The sequence below is a fragment of the Pedobacter sp. SG908 genome (assembly GCF_011759615.1).
Lineage (GTDB): Bacteria > Bacteroidota > Bacteroidia > Sphingobacteriales > Sphingobacteriaceae > Pedobacter > Pedobacter riviphilus.
The window spans coordinates 157,401-178,363 of sequence record NZ_JAAOYY010000002.1; the positions used below are offsets into that span (position 1 = coordinate 157,401).

At 39.0% G+C, this 20,963-nt stretch carries 19 protein-coding genes; 7 read left to right on the forward strand and 12 right to left on the reverse strand.

The features are described 5' to 3' along the window. Nucleotides 1-187 precede the first annotated feature (187 nt). The 6 genes from FHT21_RS15660 to FHT21_RS15685 form a co-directional block, all read right to left on the reverse strand. Complete coding sequence (locus FHT21_RS15660; RefSeq protein WP_167295723.1) at nucleotides 188-1,834, reverse strand: altronate dehydratase family protein; 1,647 nt, start codon at nucleotides 1,832-1,834, stop codon at nucleotides 188-190. 1 nt (nucleotide 1,835) lies between these two features. Beyond that, complete coding sequence (locus FHT21_RS15665; protein ID WP_167295724.1) at nucleotides 1,836-3,347, reverse strand: tagaturonate reductase; 1,512 nt, start codon at nucleotides 3,345-3,347, stop codon at nucleotides 1,836-1,838. Between the two features lie 78 nt (nucleotides 3,348-3,425). Beyond that, complete coding sequence (gene pelA, locus FHT21_RS15670) at nucleotides 3,426-4,457, reverse strand: pectate lyase (RefSeq protein ID WP_208398968.1); 1,032 nt, start codon at nucleotides 4,455-4,457, stop codon at nucleotides 3,426-3,428. A gap of 279 nt (nucleotides 4,458-4,736) precedes the next feature. Next, nucleotides 4,737-6,668, reverse strand: coding sequence for a glycoside hydrolase family 88 protein (locus FHT21_RS15675; protein ID WP_167295725.1), 1,932 nt, complete (start codon nucleotides 6,666-6,668; stop codon nucleotides 4,737-4,739). Beyond that, complete coding sequence (locus FHT21_RS15680) at nucleotides 6,668-8,341, reverse strand: glycoside hydrolase family 28 protein (RefSeq protein ID WP_167295726.1); 1,674 nt, start codon at nucleotides 8,339-8,341, stop codon at nucleotides 6,668-6,670. The genes FHT21_RS15675 and FHT21_RS15680 overlap by 1 nt, the downstream gene beginning before the upstream one ends. Before the next feature lie 159 nt (nucleotides 8,342-8,500). Further along, the gene (locus FHT21_RS15685; RefSeq protein ID WP_167295727.1) at nucleotides 8,501-9,457 is read right to left on the reverse strand and encodes a pectinesterase family protein; all 957 of its coding nucleotides are present in this window, start codon (nucleotides 9,455-9,457) and stop codon (nucleotides 8,501-8,503) included. 359 nt (nucleotides 9,458-9,816) lie between these two features. On the opposite strand from FHT21_RS15685, the gene FHT21_RS15690 reads away from it, so the two are divergent. Together FHT21_RS15690 and FHT21_RS15695 are read left to right on the forward strand one after the other, a co-directional pair. Continuing rightward, a complete protein-coding gene (locus FHT21_RS15690; protein WP_167295728.1) occupies nucleotides 9,817-11,457 on the forward strand; it encodes a glycoside hydrolase 43 family protein in 1,641 nt (546 codons plus the stop codon). 4 nt (nucleotides 11,458-11,461) lie between these two features. Then, on the forward strand, nucleotides 11,462-12,253 hold the full coding sequence (locus FHT21_RS15695) for a rhamnogalacturonan acetylesterase (RefSeq protein WP_167295729.1): 792 nt from the start codon (nucleotides 11,462-11,464) through the stop codon (nucleotides 12,251-12,253). Nucleotides 12,254-12,282: 29 nt separating this feature from the next. Here the strand turns inward: FHT21_RS15695 and FHT21_RS15700 are convergent, their stop codons facing one another. Next, entirely contained in the window at nucleotides 12,283-12,534 is a 252-nt protein-coding gene (locus FHT21_RS15700) for a DUF6814 family protein (protein ID WP_167295730.1), read from the reverse strand. 11 nt (nucleotides 12,535-12,545) lie between these two features. After that, nucleotides 12,546-14,069: an MFS transporter gene (locus FHT21_RS15705; protein ID WP_167295731.1), complete on the reverse strand. Its 1,524-nt coding sequence runs from the start codon at nucleotides 14,067-14,069 to the stop codon at nucleotides 12,546-12,548. A 150-nt stretch (nucleotides 14,070-14,219) separates the two neighbouring features. Here FHT21_RS15705 and FHT21_RS15710 point away from each other — a divergent pair, with 150 nt between their 5' ends. Then, nucleotides 14,220-15,110 carry a bestrophin family ion channel gene (locus tag FHT21_RS15710; RefSeq protein WP_167295732.1) on the forward strand — a complete coding sequence of 297 codons (891 nt, stop codon included), beginning with the start codon at nucleotides 14,220-14,222 and terminating at the stop codon, nucleotides 15,108-15,110. A 33-nt stretch (nucleotides 15,111-15,143) separates the two neighbouring features. On the opposite strand, the gene FHT21_RS15715 is transcribed toward FHT21_RS15710, so the two are convergent. The 4 genes from FHT21_RS15715 to FHT21_RS15730 form a co-directional block, all read right to left on the reverse strand. Continuing rightward, nucleotides 15,144-15,689, reverse strand: coding sequence for a TlpA disulfide reductase family protein (locus tag FHT21_RS15715; protein WP_167295733.1), 546 nt, complete (start codon nucleotides 15,687-15,689; stop codon nucleotides 15,144-15,146). 68 nt (nucleotides 15,690-15,757) lie between these two features. Continuing rightward, a complete protein-coding gene (locus FHT21_RS15720; protein ID WP_223833439.1) occupies nucleotides 15,758-17,044 on the reverse strand; it encodes a hypothetical protein in 1,287 nt (428 codons plus the stop codon). 141 nt (nucleotides 17,045-17,185) lie between these two features. Next, a complete protein-coding gene (locus tag FHT21_RS15725; protein WP_223833440.1) occupies nucleotides 17,186-17,713 on the reverse strand; it encodes a hypothetical protein in 528 nt (175 codons plus the stop codon). After that, nucleotides 17,706-18,263 carry an RNA polymerase sigma factor gene (locus FHT21_RS15730; RefSeq protein ID WP_208398969.1) on the reverse strand — a complete coding sequence of 186 codons (558 nt, stop codon included), beginning with the start codon at nucleotides 18,261-18,263 and terminating at the stop codon, nucleotides 17,706-17,708. The genes FHT21_RS15725 and FHT21_RS15730 overlap by 8 nt, the downstream gene beginning before the upstream one ends. Before the next feature lie 633 nt (nucleotides 18,264-18,896). Here FHT21_RS15730 and FHT21_RS15735 point away from each other — a divergent pair. From FHT21_RS15735 to FHT21_RS15750, 4 genes are all read left to right on the forward strand, one after another. Beyond that, nucleotides 18,897-19,301, forward strand: coding sequence for a hypothetical protein (locus FHT21_RS15735; RefSeq protein ID WP_167295734.1), 405 nt, complete (start codon nucleotides 18,897-18,899; stop codon nucleotides 19,299-19,301). Next, nucleotides 19,301-19,771, forward strand: coding sequence for a DUF4265 domain-containing protein (locus FHT21_RS15740; protein ID WP_167295735.1), 471 nt, complete (start codon nucleotides 19,301-19,303; stop codon nucleotides 19,769-19,771). The genes FHT21_RS15735 and FHT21_RS15740 overlap by 1 nt, the downstream gene beginning before the upstream one ends. A gap of 360 nt (nucleotides 19,772-20,131) precedes the next feature. Beyond that, the gene (locus FHT21_RS15745) at nucleotides 20,132-20,356 is read left to right on the forward strand and encodes a DUF2798 domain-containing protein (RefSeq protein ID WP_167295736.1); all 225 of its coding nucleotides are present in this window, start codon (nucleotides 20,132-20,134) and stop codon (nucleotides 20,354-20,356) included. 31 nt (nucleotides 20,357-20,387) lie between these two features. Further along, entirely contained in the window at nucleotides 20,388-20,957 is a 570-nt protein-coding gene (locus tag FHT21_RS15750; protein ID WP_167295737.1) for a Crp/Fnr family transcriptional regulator, read from the forward strand. The last annotated feature ends 6 nt before the right edge of the window (nucleotides 20,958-20,963 follow it).

Sequence of the window (20,963 nt, forward strand, 5' to 3'; positions counted from 1 at the left end):
CTATGTGATTTGAGACATTAGATAAAGGATTTGAGATGTTCTAAATGCCTTTCTATTAATTTTATTTTTTTACCCCTGGTCTGTGTCTTCACAGACCGGAATTAAGTTTATGTATTATTCGATGGGTGGTCTGTGGGGACACAGACCACGGAATTTGGCTCCAAGACTCACGACTTGGGACTTATGACTAAAGACTAACTCCCCGTTTCCATGGAATAAAATCATCCTGGTTTAGCAATACGGCTTTAGGAATTACCTCACCACTGGCTGCTTTAATGCAATATTCTAAAATATCTTCGCCCATTTGTTCGATGGTTTTTTCGCCTTCAATTACTGGTCCGCAGTTGATATCGATAATATCGCCCATGCGCTTAGTTAATGCATTATTGGTTGAAACCTTAATGGTTGGGCAAACCGGGTTTCCCGTAGGCGTACCCAAACCTGTAGTAAACAAAATTAGTGTTGCTCCAGAGGCTGCTTTTCCGGTAGTGGCCTCAACATCATTTCCAGGAGTACAAACTAAGTTTAATCCTGGTTTTGTAGCAGGTTCGGTATAATCCAAAACATCTTCAACTGGAGAGGTTCCCCCTTTTTTAGCTGCTCCGGTACTTTTAATGGCATCGGTAATCAAACCATCTTTTATATTTCCAGGCGATGGGTTCATGAAAAATCCGGAACCCACATTTTCTGCCGATTGATTGTAAGCAGTCATCAATTGAATGAATTTACGCGCAGCGGTTTCGTCTTTAGTCCGGTCGATTAACTGTTGTTCTGCGCCGCAAAGTTCAGGGAACTCAGCTAGAAGTACCGTTCCACCCAGCGCCACCAATAAATCGGATGTATAACCTACTGCCGGATTAGCACTGATTCCACTAAAACCATCGCTACCGCCACATTTAACCCCTAAAACCAGTTTACTTAAAGGAGCAGGCTGACGTTCGATCTTATTAATTTCGGTTAAGCCGATAAAAGTTTTTCTGATGGCTTCCTTCACCAACTGTTCTTCGCTTTGCGATTGTTGCTGCTCAAACACAAATAAAGGTTTATCGAAATTCGGACTGCGGTGTTTTAAATCGTCCATAAAATCTTTAACCTGTAAATTTTGGCAGCCCAGACTTAACACCGTTACACCGGCCACATTGGGGTGATCGGCATATGCGGCCAATAATTTACTTAACACAGCAGCATCCTGGCGGGTACCACCGCAACCACCCTGGTGATTTAAGAACTTAATGCCATCTACATTTTTAAAAATACGGTTGGCTGATGGATTAGCCTGTCCGATAGCGCTTGGATCGGCCTCGGCTAAAATTTCACCATTTTTATAAGCCTCCACCAGTTGGTGTGCATAAGATTTGTATTTATCGGTTACCGCATAACCCAATTCATTGTGCAAGGCTTCACGGATCACATCCAGGTTACGGTTTTCACAGAAAACAGTCGGAATAAACAACCAATAATTTGCGGTACCCACGCGGCCATCACTACGGATATAACCGTTAAAGGTTCTGCCTTCAAACTTAGAAACATCGGGTGCATGCCACTCGTAATGGTACGGACGGAACTCATATGGATCTGAAGCATGTTTAGTATTTTCAGTATCCATTAAACCACCTTTTAGGATAAAATGCTGTGCTTTCCCCACCAGTACACCATACATAATGATGTGATCGCCCGCATTCATATCCTGCATAAAAAACTTGTGCTTAGCCTGGATATCATCCTGCAAAACATATTCCTGTCCATCGTAAATAACGGTTTCGCCTTTTGCCAGGTTTTGCAGGGCAACAAGTACATTATCGTTAGGATGGATTTTTAAAATTCTAGTAACCATTTTAAATTGTTCTTTCTGAATGCAAGTTACTCAAAGTTTCTTTTGCACCCTTATTCTGTAATAAGTCAACGTAAGATTTTACGGCCGCGTTAAAGCCCGGGTAATTATTCAAGTTTTTATCCCAAAGACGTCTGTCGCCAAGGGTATTATCTACAACCGTTTCGGGATTTTTCCAGTATTCGTATAAAATTTCTGCAAATTCATCCTGTATCGGGTAGCTTTTTCCATTTGCGCTGGCCGTGTAAGTATCACCATCTTTATTCACATTCATGAAAAGGATATATGCTGCCACACCTAAAGCGGTAAGTTGAGGTACTTCATTTTTTAAAGCATAATACCTCCTGATGAGTGGCATATTGCGCATCTGCATTTTTGAGGTAAAATTTAACGTAATAGCCTGCCACTGGTGTTCTAATGATGGATTGCTAAAACGGTCGATTACGCTTTCTGCAAAGGCAATCGCTTCGTCATAAGTAATATCTTCATTTACCACAACAGGTGCAATTTCATCTTTCATCAGTTTTAACACATTGGCAGAGAAATCTTTATCTGCCATAGCCTCTTTTACAGTATTAAAACCTGCTAAAATGGCCAGCCCACAACTAATGGTGTGCGTACCATTAAGTAAACGGAGTTTTAGCTCTTTAAATTTATCGATCGATGGAACAATAAAAACCCCTTTATCAGCCTTTGCAAAAGATAAAATCTCCTTCACATTTTCGCTTGATGATTCGATAGCCCAAAGCCTGAAGGGCTCGGCCATAATCATGAGTTCATCTTCGTAACCCAGTTCACTTTCAATCGCTTTTTGTTCGGCCTCTGGAAGCTTTCCCGGAACAATCCTATCTACCAGGGTTTTGCAAAAATGATTGGCTGTTTTTAACCAGTTTTCGAAATCCCAGCCCAATTTGTTCTGAATGGCCAGATCTAATAAAATTTCTTTCAGTTTATCAGCATTATCGCTGATTAATTCCGTTGGAACAATCACCATTCCGCTTTCGGCCGAGCCATTAAAAGCAGTATATCTTTCGTGCAAGAATGCCAGTAATTTCCCTGGGTAAGATTGCGGTGGATTATCTGTTATTTTATCTTCGCTTTTAACAATCCCAACCTCAGTGGTATTCGAAATTACAATCTGCATTTCTGGCTGGTGGGCAGCTTTCAAAATTTCGGCCCAATCTTGTGAAGCCGATAAAACACGACTGATTGAAGCGTTGATTGAATTTTCTTCTAACCTAACGCCATCTTCGATACCTTTTACACAAAGTGTGTACAAATTATCCTGTTTCGAAAATGCATCCGCTCCACCCTTTGAAGTAGATTTAACGACCAAAACTCTACCGTTAAAAATGCCTTTTTGATTGGCTTTATCAATAAAATAATCAGGTAAGCCACGTAGTAAAACACCAGTTCCAAACTGGATTACTTTTTCTGGTAATGCTAAAATTTCTGCGCTTGGTTTGATAACCTTGTCGCCGTTAATGTTTTTTAAATTTTCTTTATTTAAAATCATTGGTAATGTTGTTTAACCACCAAGGCCCAATGGCACAAAGTGTGATTCATAATGATCCGTTTAACCCGTTATACTTTACTATTTCCCGATTGTGGTCAACCACTTCGGATATTCTTTCTCTATAAATTTTTGTGCCCAACTACCGTACCAGGCATAACCGTTTCTACGCTCTGGGATTAGCTCTTCTAGCTTTAACTTGATGCTATTGTCTCTATCTCCAAAAATTGGGATATTTTTATCGAGGTCGTAGAAACGTGCCCACACCATTGATGTTGGATCGGCCACCAGGACCGCATTTTTTTCTTTCGTTGTTGGGTCAGTGGTTCGCTCGAAACGGTAACCTGCAATTTTGTAGGTATTAAACCAGTTATAAGCAGCGGTTATGGCTGTTTTAATTTCGGGCGATGGATTTTTAAAACGCATTAAAAAGCGTATAATGCCCATTGATTCGCTAGTACTTAATGATGCAGGTTCGAAATTTCTGGCTTTTGCAGGCAACATGGTATCTTTATCATATTGCGCCCCCCAAATGGTTAAGATTCCGTTCTGTTTTACCTGTGTTTTGATAATACAATCGATACCTTTTGCAACGGCTTTCTCTGCTTTCTTGATGTAAGCCGGATTCACAACGTCAAAATCATTTTTCTGTGTAACAATATCTTGTAAGATGTTCAGCACATTAATCATTGCATCATCATTGTAGGTAATTTCTGAACGGTACAAAGTTTTATCAGGATAATACTGTGGCCAGCCACCATTGGCATATTGAGCTGATAAAATATAATCTAATCCTTTTTCAGCTGCCGTTAAATAAACCTTATTCTGTGTTTTTTTATAAGCTTGAACCAGGTATACCACTTCTCTGCTGGTGGCTTTGTTATCGAATGTGGCGTGCAGGTCTTTAGTTGCTTTTATTCTGGCCAAAAGCTCAGGTGTTAAGGTTGCACCATAGTTAACCACACTTTTATCTTCCAGCTGCTTCGGCCAACCACCATTGCCCAATTGATAAACAAGCATTTTATCTGCCGTAGAATCGGTAGGCTGTTGCGCATAACACGATAGCATTAAGCTTATACAGATCAGGGTTAACAGTATTTTTATTTTCATCATTGTTGTTTGTTAGTTTATTGCCACGGAAGCACGGATTACCGCGGAGTATTTTTTCATCCAATCTGTCACGTTGAGCTTGTCGAAACGATGTTTGCTGTAATTTTAACAGGCCCTTCGACAGGCTCAGGATGACAATTCTATTTCGTAATTGTGTTCATCTTTTTCATCTGCGATTAATTTTACCTGGAACCACTCCCGTGGTCTGTGTCCCCACAGACCACCACTTAATTCTTTTTCCTTGCTTCCGCGGCTAATATTTAATTTATCTGTGGTTAAAACCTACTTTTTATCCAGAGCCTGTTTGATCAACCAGTTTACCAGATCGTTCGTGGCCTTAAAGTTTTCAAAATCTGCGGGCAATTTCCTGCCATCGATATATTCGTTGTAAAACCAAGGGTCCCCCACCGAGAAAACAGTTCCTTTACCATATTTTGCTGTTGCAATAAGTACGTCGCCATTATCTGTTAAGGCAGAAACGGCAGTTTTTTTTGCTACAATGGTGGAAATCTCTTTGATATAAACTTTCTTGGCTGTTTTAAAAATTGAGTTTCCGGCAGGGATTTTTACAGCGCCTTGTTCAAAGTTCGAACCTTGAACCTTGTTGCGGCTATCCTCGTTAAAATGAATGCCGAAGGTTTCTGGCAATACATTAAATTTTGAAATTTCACAATTTCCGGCATCGTTTAAGAGTAGCACTAATACGCCACCAGCTTTAACCCAATCACTAACCTGTTTGGCATGTATAGCATTCATGAAATTTGGGTTTGCCGTTTCTTTCTCCGTATCAGGATCTACAATAATGTAAATGTTACTTCCTTTTAAGTTTGAAGTGGTAGGTGCTGTTTTAAGGGTAGCCGTTTTAACCCCTGCATCATTAAATACTTTTCCAAATAAAGAGAAGCCGTTGTTATCATCCTCCTCCCAAAGGTAATGGAAAGGGATTTTATCTCCGGTCGGACCAGTCATGTATTCATTATTGAAGAAATTATCAAGGGTAACGGTTAAACCTTTTCCAGCTTTTGGCAGCTGATCTATTTCCATTTCTGAAGCTGCACAGATAAATGAGCCTACACCTTTTGGATCGTTGGTGATTACTTTTTCGCTGATGTAATAATCGAAACTTCCATCGCGGTATTTGGGTTTTCCACCCAAACCTGATACGGAAACGGTTTTGGTCAGGTTAATTCTTTCTGGTCCTGCTTGTTCAACAAATTCTTTCTTTAAACCTGTGTAACCTTTATTTGCCGCAGCCATAAATGATGGCGCCAACCAACCTTTGCGTACCCCTTTGGCCAAGCCATATACAAACATGCTTGAGGCCGAACTTTCCAGGTAATTTCCTTTTCTGGTTGGCAGATCTAAAATATCGAACCAAACACCTGATTTTTGATCCTGGTATTTTACCGCTGCTGTTGCGGTACGGTTTAAAATGGCGATCAATTCTTTCCGTTGTGGATGATTGGCGGGAAAATTATCCAGCACATCTACCAAAGCCATAATGTACCAACCCATTGCCCTGCCCCAGAAATTTGCTGAGCGGCCTGTTTTTTTATCGGCCCATTGCTCCGTTCTGCTTTCATCGTATCCGTGATAAAGTAATCCTGTTTTAACATCGCGGGCATTTTTCTCCATCAGGATAAACTGCTTGGCAATATCATCGAAAGCTTCATCTTTTTTCATTAGCCTGGCGTACTCCGCATAAAACGGTTCACCCATGTACAAACCATCCAGCCACATTTGATTGGGATAAATTTTCTTGTGCCAGAAGCCACCTTCCTGGGTACGTGGCTGTTTTTGTAGCTGATCGTATAATTTTGTTGCCGCTAAGAGGTATTTCTGTTGCCCGGTAACTTTGTATAACAATAATAACGAACGGCCATTTTTAATGTTGTCGATATTAAAATCATCAGGTTTATACGTATTGATATTTCCTTCCTTATCCAAATAGGCATTCATTGAGTTTTGGATATATTTGAAATATTTTCCATCGCCGGTATTTCGCCAAACCGTTGCGGCACCTTCCAGTACCACGCCCATGTCGTAGGTCCATTTAGGCCCTTTAGCACCTTTTAACAGTGTAGTATCCTGAAATAATTTTTCCATTGCAGTCAAGGTTAACTGTTCTGACAATTTCTTTTGGGCAAATCCACTTTGCGATAAAATAGAAAAACCGATGAGCGCAGCTGCTGTATATAAAACTGATCTTTTCATTATTTTGAAATTTCCAATGCTTTTTTATCTACTTCGACACTTAAAAGTGAAGCCGTTTTGGCTTTAGAAACATCTGTTGCACTAATTTTTACGCCTTTTGTTTTTTCGCCCGCAACACCGAACAAAACCTTGCTGTTATCAGGGTATTTTAAGTTACTGATATTGATGTTGGAACTGTTCTGGATCATTACCACCGGATTGGTGTTTTCGGTAATTACGTTTATGTTTTTAAGGAAAATTCCTGCAGCTTCAATAATTTCAATCCCTTTCTTCGCTTTTATGGTTACGTTTTCCAGGTGGATATCTTTGATGTTCATTTCGGGTAAACCTCTAAAAAAAATAGCTTTTTCAGCACCATTGGCTACTATGTCTTTTATATAAAAATTTCTGAACTGTGGAGTAGCCTCAGTAACCGGAACCGTTACGGTTTTAATGGCTTCGCGTTTTTCACCTGCCAATGGAACCGGATCAACCGCAGCATAATACATGTCGAACAGAATCGCTTCACCCGGAATATCGATCATGTTGATGTTGTTGATATAAATATTTTCGACCACACCACCACGGCCGCGGGTAGTTTTAAAGCGCAGGCCTATGTCGGTACCGATAAAAGAACAATCGTACACCCAGATATTTTTTGCGCCACCGCTCATTTCGCTGCCAATTACAAAACCACCGTGCGCATGGTAAACCACATTATTGCGAACAATTACATTTTCTGTAGGTACGCCACGTTTGCGGCCCGCTTCATCTCTTCCCGATTTAATGCAGATCCCATCATCACCCACATCGAAAGTGCTGCCTTCAATCAATACGTTTTTACACGATTCTACATCAACACCATCACCGTTCTGCGCAAACCAAGGGTTTTTTACCTGTAAGTTTCTTAAGGTTAAATCCTCACAAAGTAAAGGGTGTAAATTCCATGCTGGTGAATTTTGAAAGGTGACACCTTCTAAAAGAACTTTTTTACAACCCATTAAAACCAACAAATTCGGACGAAGAAAATCTTTAATATCTTCATAATCGGCTGCTGTTTTACCAGCTTCAATTACACCTGCATTTTTAGTATTCGAACCTTTAACGGTTTTCTCAGATGGGTACCACATTTTTCCGTCTGCCCTCACTACGCCACCAGATGCCACCAAGGTTTTCCACTGTGTTTCGGTCAATTTATCTTTTTTAACCATGCGCCAGGCGCCACCGTTCCCATCGATAATTCCCGTTCCGGTAATAGCGATATTTTCAAGGTTAACACCTGAAATCGGACTTTGGTTCCGCCATGCAGGCTGACCTTCCCAATTTCCCTGTACCAGTTTATATTGATTAAAATCTGCCGTAAATTGAAGGATGGCATCGCGTTTTAGATGCAGATTTACATTGCTTTTTAATTCGATTGGTCCGGTTAACCACAAACCCGAAGGGATTAATACCACACCGCCGCCTTTCTGGCTAACACTGGCAATCGTTTTATTAATGCTTTCTGTATTTAAGGTAATGCCATCGCCTTTTGCGCCAAAGCGGATAATGCTTGTTGTATCATTTTTAAATTTAACCTGCTGAATAATGGGTAAACTTTGCTTTTGTTGCGCCATGGCAGAACCTGCAGCAGATAAAATTAAGCATGCGAGAGCCGCTTTGATATGGCATAAACGACCAGAAATATATTTCATTATTTGCGCTGTTAAATTATACTTGGTTATTGTAATAACAAGTGTACGTTGTTTGCACTTAAAACAGAAGAGAAATCTATGCAATCGTTACCGGAAAACAAGGCAAAAAGACGCTCACAAGAAGATACTTAATAACTGTATATCAATTAATTAACAATCTTATTTCGCCTCTGGATTCCACCCACGGAAAACGTTTTCCAAAATGTAGGCCTTATACTCCTCTTCGGTTAACTGATGTGACCAATTTACCCTGCTTTTTGGATCGGCACCTTTTCCGGTACTTTTATATTCGGCATAATAAGCCGTTTTCTCATTACTCTCTTTACCCCAGTTGTTCCAACCTTCAGGGCGGATAAAATCAGGCAGTTCGCAGTTGAGATAAACAACTTTTGCATAAGGTCTCCAGGGACGACCTAAGTAAAAACTATTAGCAGGAGCATCTCCTTTGATTTTACATTTGTTGAATATATAGCCATATTTTGTGGTATCGGCAGTTGAAGCAGCCGTGATATAACCTGCCTTTTTGCAGAAAATGGTACAGCTTTCAAACCAGGCTGTCGAAGCTCCGAAAATAAAATCTACCGTCCCTTCGATATAACAGTTTTTATAATATTGGCGGTTGTTCCCTCCATAGGTATAAAGCGTATCCTGAAAGCCTAAAAACCTGCAGTTGGAAAAAATTAATTTATCACCTCCGGCCCAAACCGCAACGGCTTGCCCCACCGGACCTGATGAATTTTCGAAGGTGATGTTCTCAGCAGAAAAGCCTTCGCCATAAATATAAAAGCTAGAAGAACCCGAGGTGCCTTTTTCTTCGCCAAAAGCATTCTTCTTCTGGGCATAGTCATCATAAGTTAAAATGGTTTCGTTTACACTTTCGCCGATGAACTTTACATTCCTTTTGGAAGCGGCCAATACCAGCTTTTCTTTATAAATACCTTTTTTGATAAAGATTATAGTTGTTTTGTTCCTGAAATCGGGCACCGCGTGGATCGCTTCCTGTACCGTTTTAAAATTTCCGCTTCCATCGGCAGCTACCACAAAATCGGGCTTAACATCTAGGGCATAAACTACTGATGAAACAGTTATCAGAAAAAATAGGATGATTGCTTTCATATCAATTTGGTTAGGCTTAAATTAAAATCGGCCACGTAAAAGTATAAACTTTGTAACGCAGCCGTGTTTTTAAAATATATGATAAACAATTTTAAACATTAATATTCATCAGAAAGAAGTTTTTTCGAGATTAAACATTGCAAACGATGTCGGGAACGATTGCACAATAACAACTTGCCTAAAAATAAAAAAAGACTTAATCTTGTTGATAGGCTAATTTGATAAAATAGACTCGTCGTCATTCCCAACTTGATTGGGAACCTTAATGCCAATCATAAGCCGCATTAAGATTCCCGCCTGCGCGGGAATGACGTAACGCTAAATAAATAACTGACCAAATATTAAAACATCATTGTATAATGAAATATCTATTTAGTTTAATCCTTATTTTAAGCTTTAGCATAAATACCTTTGCCCAACCCGCTCCAAAAAGTGGGTATATATCTAAAGTTTGGGTTTCCGACTTAGGCAACGGAATGTATAAGAATCCGATAATCAATGCCGATTATTCCGATCCTGATGCTATCCGTGTAGGAGATGATTTTTACATGGTCGCTTCGAGTTTCGATGCTATACCCGGATTACCGATTCTGCATTCGAAAGATCTGGTCAACTGGAAAATAATTGGTCATGCGTTAAAACGTCAGCCTCCATTTGAACATTTCGAAAAAACACAACATGGCAATGGTGTTTGGGCACCTTCTATCCGCTACCGCAATGGTGAATTTTATATTTATTATCCAGATCCTGATTTTGGCATTTATTTAACCAAAACAAAAACCATAACAGGGGCGTGGTCTGTACCAAAACTGGTGATTGCAGGTAAGGGATTGATTGATCCCTGCCCGTTTTGGGATGAAGATGGCAAAGCATACCTGGCTTATGCCTATGCGGGGAGCCGTGCAGGAATAAAAAGTGTACTAGCCATTATGCCGCTAACTAGCGACGGCTCAGAAACAACTGAAACAGGCAGAATTGTTTATGATGGGCATGAATTAGATCCAACCGTTGAAGGGCCAAAATTTTATAAACGCAACGGTTATTATTATTTGTTTGCACCAGCCGGGGGCGTTTCTACAGGCTGGCAATTAATTTTGAGAAGTAAAAACATCTTCGGCCCATATGAAAGGAAAATAGTAATGGATCAAGGGAAATCTTCCGTAAATGGTCCTCATCAGGGTGCCTGGGTAAATACTCAAACAGGTGAGGATTGGTTTCTTCATTTCCAGGACAAAGATGCTTATGGCCGCGTGATTCACCTGCAGCCTATGAAATGGGTCAATAACTGGCCTGTTATCGGGCTTGATGCAGATGGCGATGGTAAAGGCGAACCGGTTATCTCCTATAAAAAACCAAATGTAGGTAAGGTTTATCCGATTGAAACACCGATAGAGAGTGATGAGTTTGAAACCTCAAAACTAGGCTTGCAATGGCAATGGCAGGCCAATCCGCAGTCTACCTGGTTATTTACTGATGCAGGCAAGGGTTTATTAAAGTTATATACTTCGAAAATTCCTGATGATGCCAAAAATCTTTGGGATGTTCCAAACCTGTTGATGCAGAAATTTCCTGCTGATGAATTTATGGCAACAACAAAACTCTTGTTTAAACCTAACCCAAAATTGGAAAACGAAAAAACGGGTTTGGTGGTGCTGGGGAGAAGTTATGCGCAGATTAGCATTAAAAGTAAAAAAGACGGATTGTACCTTGTGTACGGCGTTTGCCAAAGTGCCGACAAGGGAAAAACCGAAAATGAAAAGGAAATTACCAAGCTAAAATCGGGATCGGTATATTTTAGGGTTAAAGTTACCACTGGTGCAAAATGTCAATTTAGTTATAGTGAAGATGGAACTCGTTTTACTGATGTAAGAGATGAGTTCCAGGCAACCGCGGGCCAATGGATCGGCGCAAAAATGGGAATATTTGCCTCCAGAGATACCCAAACCAATGATTCAGGAATTGCCGAATACGATTGGTTCCGTGTACAAGCAATAAAATAACAAGATGAAAAAACATAAATACCTTATCGCAGCCCTTGGCACCGTTTTACTGATGTCATTCATTATAAAACCCAAACCTGTTAAGGTTTATTTAATCGGCGATTCTACCGTAGCAGACTATACTTTAGATGAAGGTTATCTACAGAAAAAGTATCCCCTTACAGGTTGGGGACAGGTTTTTCAACAATTCTTAAAAAAAGACAGCTTAAAAAAATTAAACAGACTGATTAAAAGCGACAGCGCTTTGGTTATTGATAAAGCAAAAGGAGGAAGGAGCACCAGGACTTTTTTTGAAGAGGGAAGGTGGAAAGAAGTTTTATCAGCCTTAGAAAAGAATGACCTAGTATTGATCCAGTTTGGGCACAACGATGCCGCAAAAGACAAACCTGAACGTTATGTTGATATCCCGGGTTATAAAGATTTTTTAAGGATGTACGTGAAAGAAACAAGGGCGAAGGGTGCTTTACCGATCCTGATCACACCGGTTACCCGCAATTACCCCTGGAAAGATGGCAAACTGGGCAGTGCCCATGGCGAGTATCCACAAGCGGTGAAAGATGTTGCCCAAGAATTAAATGCACCCATTATAGATCTAACCTCACTTTCTGCAAGTTTTTTCACTACAAAAGGCAATGAATTTGTAAGCAAGCATTACTTTATGAATTTAGACTCGGCAAAATATGAAGCCTATCCAAAAGGCCAAAAAGATAATACCCACTTCCAACCAGAAGGCGCCAAAGCAGTTGCGCAGTTGGTTTACAATGAATTAAAAAATATCAACCGCAAAGCTAATTAAGGAAAAGATATTACCTAACAGCCTATAGACTACAATTCATCCGAACTTTCCGGCAAGCGATCGTACTCACCTTTCCATGCATAAAAGCCAAATATCATCAAGCCCAAACTAATTGGGAGGAAAATAAACAAGATAATTGCCCATTGCAGAACGGTATTGGTACGCTCCAGATCTGTATGGGTTAAGCCCACTTTATCTATTGCTTGCATAAACAAAAAAGTCATTGTTAACGGACCTAAAACCATCCAAATCAATCCTAAAAATTTCTTTAACGTATTCATCTTCTTCTTATCTAATCGTTAATATTTTCGTCTCTTTTATTCGACAAATAAATTGCGCCAATAACCAAACTCAATGCGGCTATACCTATCGGATACCAAAGGCCGGATAATGGCGTAGCGCCAGAAAAGCTTGCAATTAGTGTTGCAATAAATGGCACAAGCCCTCCAAATACACCGTTACCGATATGATAAGGCAGCGACATAGAGGTATACCTGATTTTAGTCGGGAATAACTCCACAAGAAAAGCCGCAATTGGTCCATAAACCATGGTTACCAGCAAAATCTGGAAGAAGATTAAGCCAACAAATTTCCAGAATACTGGTTTAGGCAAAACTTTATCTTTTACCACTTCTTTGCCTAAGAGGATTCCTTTTGTTGCAGAAACCGTATCGGTTTGCACCTTGTTAAAAGAAGCACCATTTCTAAGCATTACTTTAGTAGAAACTGTTCGTAAACTATCAGTTGAGTTCGCAATTAAAATCGAAGTTACTGGAGCTGGAGTAACAGATAAAATATCAGTCTGTTCAATTTTTGTATAATCGGTATCGTCTAAAAACATTTGATAAATTGGGCGATAGAATAGAATACCCAAAAGCATACCGCTCAGCATAATCCATTTCCGGCCAACCTTATCGCTCCAGGCACCAAACACCACAAAAAACGGTGTGGCAAAAGCTATTCCCCAGAGCAAAATATATCTCGAATCGTTAAAATCCAGCTTACAGGTATTCTCTAAAAACGACTGTGCATAAAACTGCCCCGTATACCAGATTACCCCTTGCCCCATAGTAGCACCAAACAGCGCCAGAAGTACCATTTTAAAATTCGCTTTGTTGTTAAAGCTCTCTTTCAATGGATTCTTTGAGACATTTCCCTCGGCCTTCAATTTAGAAAACATTGGCGATTCGTGCATTTTCATGCGGATATAAATCGAAACTACAACCAATACGATCGATAATAGAAAAGGGATTCTCCAGCCCCAATCGCCAAAGGTTTCGGCGCCTAAAATGTTTTTTGTGATTACGATAATCCCCAACGAAAGGAATAAACCCAGTGTTGCGGTAGTTTGGATCCAACTGGTAAAAAAGCCCCGTTTATCTTTAGGTGCGTGTTCTGCTACATAAGTTGCAGCTCCACCATACTCTCCGCCAAGGGCTAATCCTTGAATGAGCCTTAATATTAAAACCAAAATTGGGGCAGCATAGCCGATACTTTTGTAAGAAGGGATTAAACCGATAAAAAATGTCGATCCACCCATCAGCACCAAAGTGAGCAAGAAAGTATATTTCCTGCCAATTAAATCGCCAAGCCTGCCGAAAACCAATGCACCAAACGGACGAACAATAAAACCCGCGGCAAAAATAGCCAAAGTATTAATGAGTGCCGATGCACCTGCATCTTCTGGAAACAGCTGATGGCCAATGATAACCGCAAGGCTACCAAAAATGTAAAAATCATACCATTCAATCAGTGTGCCTAAAGATGATGCACCGATTACTTTAAAGATATTGTTCTTGGGTAAATTGTCGCTCATAAGTAATAAGAGTATTTGGTTTCCCAAGATAAACATTTGAATGACAATCGGCAACCTGTACTGTTTGTCATTTAATTTGTTACATAACCAAACATTTCGGCTTTAGTTTTGTATTTTCATCCGTAACGATTTTATTTTCCATCAGATTATATGCTTTTAATACAAAACATTAGATTAAGTAGAATTTTAAGAAATACGTGGCAGGTTGATCTGATCATGATTGCCTCTTGTACCGCAGCTTACTTTGTACGTGAATATTTAATTGCACATCATTTTTCCATTCCATCTATTATTCCAACGGTTTTAGGGACGGCTATTGCCTTTTTTATTGGCTTTAACAATAACCAGGCTTATGATAGATGGTGGGAAGCCCGAAAAATATGGGGTGCTTTGGTAAATGATTCACGCTCCTTTGCAAGGGCTTTGATTAATTATGTTGAAGAGGATGAAGAAAGCGCAAAACGCATGATTTACAGGCACATTGCATTTTTATATGCTTTAAAGGCTAACTTGAGGGGAGCGGTAGATGAAATTTACACCAAGTATTTATCTGAGGCAGATTTAAAGGAAATTAGGAAACACAATAATGCACATAATGCCATTTTAAATATCCAATCGAGAGATTTACAAAAATTATCAAAAGCAAATGTTATTGATGGCTTCCGTTTTATTGAGATCAATGAGATGCTTACACGGTTTTCCGATTCTATGGGTATGAGCGAACGGATTAAAAACACCATATTCCCTACTACCTATACATATTTAACTAAAGTGTTTATCTGGCTATTTGTGGTAACATTTACCCTGGTAATCAGTCAGGATGCAGGGCCTGCAGCCATATTTTTGGGCTGGTTAATCGGTTTCGTATTTGTATCTACGCAGATTAATGGGATGAGCTTGGTTAACCCTTTCGAAAATAATTCGGCGGGCGTTCCGCTTAACCAGATTACCAGAACGATAGAGATTAATCTTTTGCAAATGCTCGAAGAAGACGAGATTCCAGAGCCTGTTAAGCCAATTAATGATGAATATGTTCTTTAAGTTTTTTCGTTTCTTCCCTGTTTTTGGAAATTACTAATTACCTATTAATGTACTTTTTAACTTCTCTTCAAAAAGTACCGATTTAGCTTTAAACTGTGGGTCGGAAAAGGAAATATTAGCAGTAGCGTAAATAATCTTTCCATTTTTTCCTACCAAAATATTTGACGGAAAGCCGTGGTTGATATTCAGTTTTCGGATCTCATATTTACTCAATGATATAATTTCGTATCTGTAACCGTTCCGTTTCTGAAAATGCCTGGCACTGGCGGGGCTATCATGGGTAATCCCGATAAACCTTACGGCCTTTTTACCATATTTAGCCACCAGGTTATTTAATTCGGGCATTTCGGCTATACAGGGCGGGCATTTTTCGAACCAAAAGTTAATCACCACTACCTGATTTTTTAAATCGGTATTGGAGAATTGTTTTTTATTGATGGTTAAACCGTTAAAAGGCGGTAAATCTTTACCTATTAAATCTTCAAAAAAAGTTTCCTGCGTAGCCCATTTAACCGGAGCATCTTGAGCCAATGCTGTGAAAGAAAAAACAGAGAATAGTAGAATAAGGTAAGTTTTCATTAGCGCTAAATATAAAAAAAGTCCTACCAATTTGGCAGGACTTCAAGGTTTGTTTGGTTTAGAAAATCTTATTTAAATGTAACTGAACCATATTCGGTTTTAATGGATACGTTTGCAGCACCACCACTACCAATTTTACCAGTATATTTTTTAGTTTCATCGTCTTTACTTACCAGGTTTGATGTTACGTTCGAACCATATTTAAAGCCCGCGTACGAAGTAGAAACATTAAAGTTTGCATTATAACGATCTGCGAAGCCCAATCCGATGCTTACATATTCGCCTCCGAATGTGAAATTTTTACACGCTGGGGTAATTTCGCTCACATTTAAACGGTTGTAATCCATTTTGATATTAGCATCGCCATTTAGTGCGCCTAAAGTAACATTCGAATATTCTGCATTCACTGCAATTTTCCCTGCCGATGCAATATTTAAATCGCCATAAGCCTGTTTAGCAACCGTATTGCCTTTAACCGTATTGATGTTTACTTTCGCATATTCTGAATTTAAAAGTAAGTTGCCTCCAATCGTCCCAATGGTTAATCCTCTACCATACTGTACTTTAATATCAGCAGATTTTCTGATCGTATTAATGTTTACAGCAACATATTCTGCATTAAGTTCTAAGGTACCAACAGCACCAATGGTTACAGGCCCGTTATATTCGTGCTTTACTACAGCCGCATTTAAGTCCTGAATATCGCATTTACCATACTGAACATTAATGTAGTTGTTGGTATTACTTAAGTTACCAGCTACAAGGTTACCATATTCTACTTTTAAGGAGGTTGGCCCTGCGAAATTACCCATTTCTACATTACCATATTGCTGTAGAACCGTTAAGGGGTTTACTGCTGGCATAAATACGGTATAGCTTACTTTTACTTCTCGCCTCCAGGTAGTTACGCCATTTTTCATTCCACGTCCATAACGTCCGCTTCTGTCGCCCATGTTGGTTTTGATAGAAACTACATCACCATTTTTAGCAGCGTCGATATTCACGCCATCAATCAATTTCTGTACATCGCTGTCTGAATTGCTATAAGCTTTAATATCTACATCCACTCGCACTTCTTTTTTATCCCAGGTTTTGATTAGGATAGATCCGTATTGGTTGTTTAAATTAACCTTATCGTTATTATCTACACTAAAACTCTTGCTAAAAGATTTCGAACGTTCGGCATCACCGCCTGCTTGCTTATACTTTGAAGTGTTAACCATCGCCAGTGTTGACGATTTCTCTACATTTTCTATAACTATTTTCTCTGATGGACTATTCACCACCCCTTCTTGCGCATTAGTTTTTACGGCAATTAAAGCCATAAAGGCTAAAAGTATTTTTATTGTTTTCATGTTGTTAATTGTTAAACATTAAAGGGCTTAAAACCTGCCGGCTGGCATAAGCAATTTAATGTGGTGAGCGTACGTTGTTGGTATCAAGTAGCGAGAATCGGATATCAAGACCAATCTGGCTATTATTTTATTGCGTTTACCTTAAATCTGGTTAACCCTTTTGTAATCGTCAACCTGGTTAATAATTAATAATTGTTGTTTTAATAGCTGTAGTTGTATTTCGCGGTTTTTAACCATGGCCTTTACCACAAAAGTTTGGTTAGGCGAAGTTGGCAGCTCTGCTTTTAATCTTTCATAATCTTCATCAAGCTTTTTCAGATCGGCAGTAAATTTTTTATACAACTCTGGATTTGCCGAGGCGAAAATGGCCAAGCTATCTCTTTTTTCAGTAATTAGACCCGCAAAATGAACCTCTTTCTTTGCATACGAGGCACTAACGTCGGCTATTTCTAAATCTTTGTTTTGTAATTTTCCTACGTATAACCAAACTAAACCGAAAACCACCACGATAGCTGCTGCTGCACTCATCCATAAATAAAGTTTTACAGGCTTTTTTTTCTTCTTGTTGTCTAATTCCTGTTCAATCTTTGCCCAAAGCCCTGCCGATGGTTCCATTACATCGAAGGCTTTACGGTTTTCCTTTACAAAGGTTTCTAATCTATTATTCATCTCTCATCCCTTTCTGTTCTAAAATACTTTTTAACTTCTTTTTCGCCCTCATATATTGCGTGCGACTGGTATTTTCACTAATTTTTAAAATATGTGCAATCTCTTCATGGTCGTAACCCTCTAAAAGATATAAACTCAACACCACTCTATAGCCATCTGGCAATTCGGTAATGGCTGCCCTAATTTCATCAGCTTGCAACCGTACTTCACTGTCGTCAAAGCCATCCTCATCAGGCACTTCCGATAGCTCATCGGTACTTACAAACTCCATCTTACGTTTACGCAAATAATTGATGGATTTGTTGATCACAATCTGCTTTAACCAAAGTCCGAAAGTGGTTTCCTGCCTAAAATCTACAATTCTGGTAAACGCATCCAGAAAAGCTTCCTGTAAAACATCTTCAGCCTCTTCTTCGTAATTTAAAATGCGCAGCGCCACATTATACATGGCCTTTGCATACAATTTGTACAATTCAAACTGTGCTGCACGGCTGCCCTGCATGCATTTTTTTACTAGCTCTAGGTTCTTATCGATGTATACGGCTTCCAAAATTTCGAATATTCTGATTATAAGACATAAGGGATTTTAAAACGTTGCATCAAGGTAGAAAAAAAGTTGAGAAATATGTTAATACAGTATTAAGATAGAATCAAATATACGATCATGCCGAGGAAGGAAGCATCACGCTCCAATGAAATAAGCCCTCTCATTTCCTAAAAAGAAAAACAATTTATCATTAATAGGAAATGAGCGGTTCTATGCTCTTGGCTTTTTCAGCCCCGCTTTCTGCTACGAGTTCCGATGAAGGATCGGAAGCTCTTCCCGGCAATCGGGTTTATTTGACAAAGTTTGGTGCCCTGAAGCAAACCCCTGTACCTAAACCCGACAGGAGCGGACACGGAGTGCAACGAAGTAAAGCGGATGGCGGGGCTACAGTACCTATGAAATATTGCCCTTTCATTTCCTAAAAAGAAAAACATTTTATTATTAATAGGAAATGAGCAGTTCTGTGCTTGAAGCAAACCGCTGTATCTATGAAATACTAACCTTTCATTTCCAAAACCTAAAAATAATTTATACTCAATACAAAACAAGCAGCTTCATGTTCTGATATTTGTGGAAAATCAGCTACCTGACCATCATAAATTTGAAATCCCTGAAACAAACAATTAACTTCATGTCATGGAAACCGATTTAATCATTTCAGCAATAAACGAGATACACAAAAAAGCAGATCAGGCTTTAGAAAATAAAGATATAACGGCCTATACTGCGATGTTTGATGATAGCTTAACTTTTACCCCCGCAGAAGGTATAGCGCTTAATAAACGTGATTATACAATCGATTTAAAAAAGTATTTTGGCCATATTAAGGAAATCCATACCAGTTATTACCGCATTAAATCTTCTCTGGAAAACGAAGTTTTTACCGAAAAAATTGCCCGAAAATCAGTCATTTTAAAGCCAAAACTGCTTATTTTTTCTAAAAAACAAACTATCCAAACCGAAGAAATTTACCATTGGAAAAATATTAAAGGCGAATGGAAAGCAATCGCTATTGAAATCGTACTGGAAGAGAAATATTAATGAACGAAGATAAACTAATAAAAGTCCTCTTTGCTTTTCATAGTGATGCCTTAGAGGAATGGACGATAGAAACCCTATGGTGCGAAACTGTAGATCAGGAAAAAGGTCATTATAAGATTGAAAACATTCCTTTTTATGCACCCTTTGCCTACAACGACCTCGTATTTGCAGAATATGATGAAAATGAAGGTATGTTAACCTATCGCGAAACTGTTGCTTTTTCGGGCCACTCTACTATCCAGGTGGTATTAATGGACAAAGAAGCAAGTTCTACTAATGAAATCATTACCATGCTTGAAGCTTTAGGTGCTGAAATTGAAAAGTTTAGTGATGGTTATTTCGTAATTGATATCTCGCCGAATCTAAATTATAAACCTATAAACGATAAATTAAAGAATTTGGCAGAAAAAGAGATTATTGATTACGCCGAAAGCTGCTTAGATGATCAGCATCAATTTCAAATAACATGACATTAAAAAGAACAGCGTATTACATCATTTTAATGATGGCAATAATCGGTATCTTCTTATTCCCCTATGGAATACTTAATACAATGGTAAGCCTGAAGTATGAAACAGACAAAGCTAGTGACTGTATTTCGGTAATTTCTGAAGATAATCTTTGTGAGCGTATCAGAAATATGAAAGTTTACTTTATTATTTCTATAATCCTTACGGTTATTCTCATAATTTTTAAAAGAAGATTGCTGATGCAAAAAACACCGTCTCCTAAGTAATTAGCCGCTTTCTTTTTTGACCTACATCAAAGTTTAAGATTTTTAATGACTGCACCTTTGCAACATTATAGATTATAAATTAAACAAATCAAAAATGAAAAAAGAACATTTCAAATACATCAACACACTTTTCGTGGTTATTCCTATGACATTAATTATGGCGTTTGTGGGTTTAATGCGCAACTATGGTTTTGGCGAGGGCTGGTTCATCAAATTTTTACAGGCTTGGAGCGTTATGCTGCCCATAGCTTATTTTGCCGCCTTTATCATTATTCCCAATGCACGGAAACTGGCCGAAAAGATCACTTCTAAAGCCTAAATATTGTTACATTTGGTTAAGACTAAATTAAATGCACGAACAGCTTTCCAGTTATATCAGAGAAAAAATCACCATCAGCGATGAGGATTTGGAGCAGGTATTGTCTTATTTCAAGATGATGCAGGTAAAGAAAAATGAGATCATGATCAGTCCTGGCGAAACGAGTCAACGCATTTATTTTGTTGACAAAGGCTGCTTGCGAATTTTTTTTCTGACAGAAGGCGGTACTGAAGCTACCAGGCATTTTGCTTTCGAAAACCAGTTTGCCACGGCTTTGGTCAGTTTTATTACCAACGAAATTTCAAAGGAGTTTGTGCAGGCCATAGAAGATACCAACCTGTATTACATTTCGCAAAACGATTTTTATCACCTGCTTAAAATCATCCCTCAGTGGGAGAAACTTTACCGCCATTACCTGGAGTATGCATATGTAACCAACACCAACCGCTTAATGTCGTTTATTACACTCGATGCCACAGAGCGTTACCGCCAGCTGCTTGCCCAAAACCCAGGCGTGGTCATGCGCATACCGAACAAAATGGTTGCCTCTTATTTAAATATCTCGCAAGAAACTTTGAGCAGGTTAAAATCAAAAGCATAAATTTAG

Bases quoted from the DNA above. Each gene is read 5' to 3' on its own strand.
- FHT21_RS15685 (WP_167295727.1), bottom strand. From the start codon at position 9,457: ATGAAAGCAATCATCCTATTTTTTCTGATAACTGTTTCATCAGTAGTT.
- FHT21_RS15700 (WP_167295730.1), bottom strand. From the start codon at position 12,534: ATGAATACGTTAAAGAAATTTTTAGGATTGATTTGGATGGTTTTAGGT.
- FHT21_RS15735 (WP_167295734.1), top strand. From the start codon at position 18,897: ATGGAAACCGATTTAATCATTTCAGCAATAAACGAGATACACAAAAAA.
- FHT21_RS15675 (WP_167295725.1), bottom strand. From the start codon at position 6,668: ATGAAAAGATCAGTTTTATATACAGCAGCTGCGCTCATCGGTTTTTCT.
- FHT21_RS15690 (WP_167295728.1), top strand. From the start codon at position 9,817: ATGAAATATCTATTTAGTTTAATCCTTATTTTAAGCTTTAGCATAAAT.
- FHT21_RS15660 (WP_167295723.1), bottom strand. From the start codon at position 1,834: ATGGTTACTAGAATTTTAAAAATCCATCCTAACGATAATGTACTTGTT.
- FHT21_RS15745 (WP_167295736.1), top strand. From the start codon at position 20,132: ATGAAAAAAGAACATTTCAAATACATCAACACACTTTTCGTGGTTATT.
- FHT21_RS15695 (WP_167295729.1), top strand. From the start codon at position 11,462: ATGAAAAAACATAAATACCTTATCGCAGCCCTTGGCACCGTTTTACTG.
- FHT21_RS15680 (WP_167295726.1), bottom strand. From the start codon at position 8,341: ATGAAATATATTTCTGGTCGTTTATGCCATATCAAAGCGGCTCTCGCA.
- FHT21_RS15750 (WP_167295737.1), top strand. From the start codon at position 20,388: ATGCACGAACAGCTTTCCAGTTATATCAGAGAAAAAATCACCATCAGC.
- FHT21_RS15715 (WP_167295733.1), bottom strand. From the start codon at position 15,689: ATGAAAACTTACCTTATTCTACTATTCTCTGTTTTTTCTTTCACAGCA.
- FHT21_RS15710 (WP_167295732.1), top strand. From the start codon at position 14,220: ATGCTTTTAATACAAAACATTAGATTAAGTAGAATTTTAAGAAATACG.
- pelA (WP_208398968.1), bottom strand. From the start codon at position 4,457: ATGATGAAAATAAAAATACTGTTAACCCTGATCTGTATAAGCTTAATG.
- FHT21_RS15725 (WP_223833440.1), bottom strand. From the start codon at position 17,713: ATGAATAATAGATTAGAAACCTTTGTAAAGGAAAACCGTAAAGCCTTC.
- FHT21_RS15705 (WP_167295731.1), bottom strand. From the start codon at position 14,069: ATGAGCGACAATTTACCCAAGAACAATATCTTTAAAGTAATCGGTGCA.
- FHT21_RS15720 (WP_223833439.1), bottom strand. From the start codon at position 17,044: ATGAAAACAATAAAAATACTTTTAGCCTTTATGGCTTTAATTGCCGTA.
- FHT21_RS15740 (WP_167295735.1), top strand. From the start codon at position 19,301: ATGAACGAAGATAAACTAATAAAAGTCCTCTTTGCTTTTCATAGTGAT.
- FHT21_RS15665 (WP_167295724.1), bottom strand. From the start codon at position 3,347: ATGATTTTAAATAAAGAAAATTTAAAAAACATTAACGGCGACAAGGTT.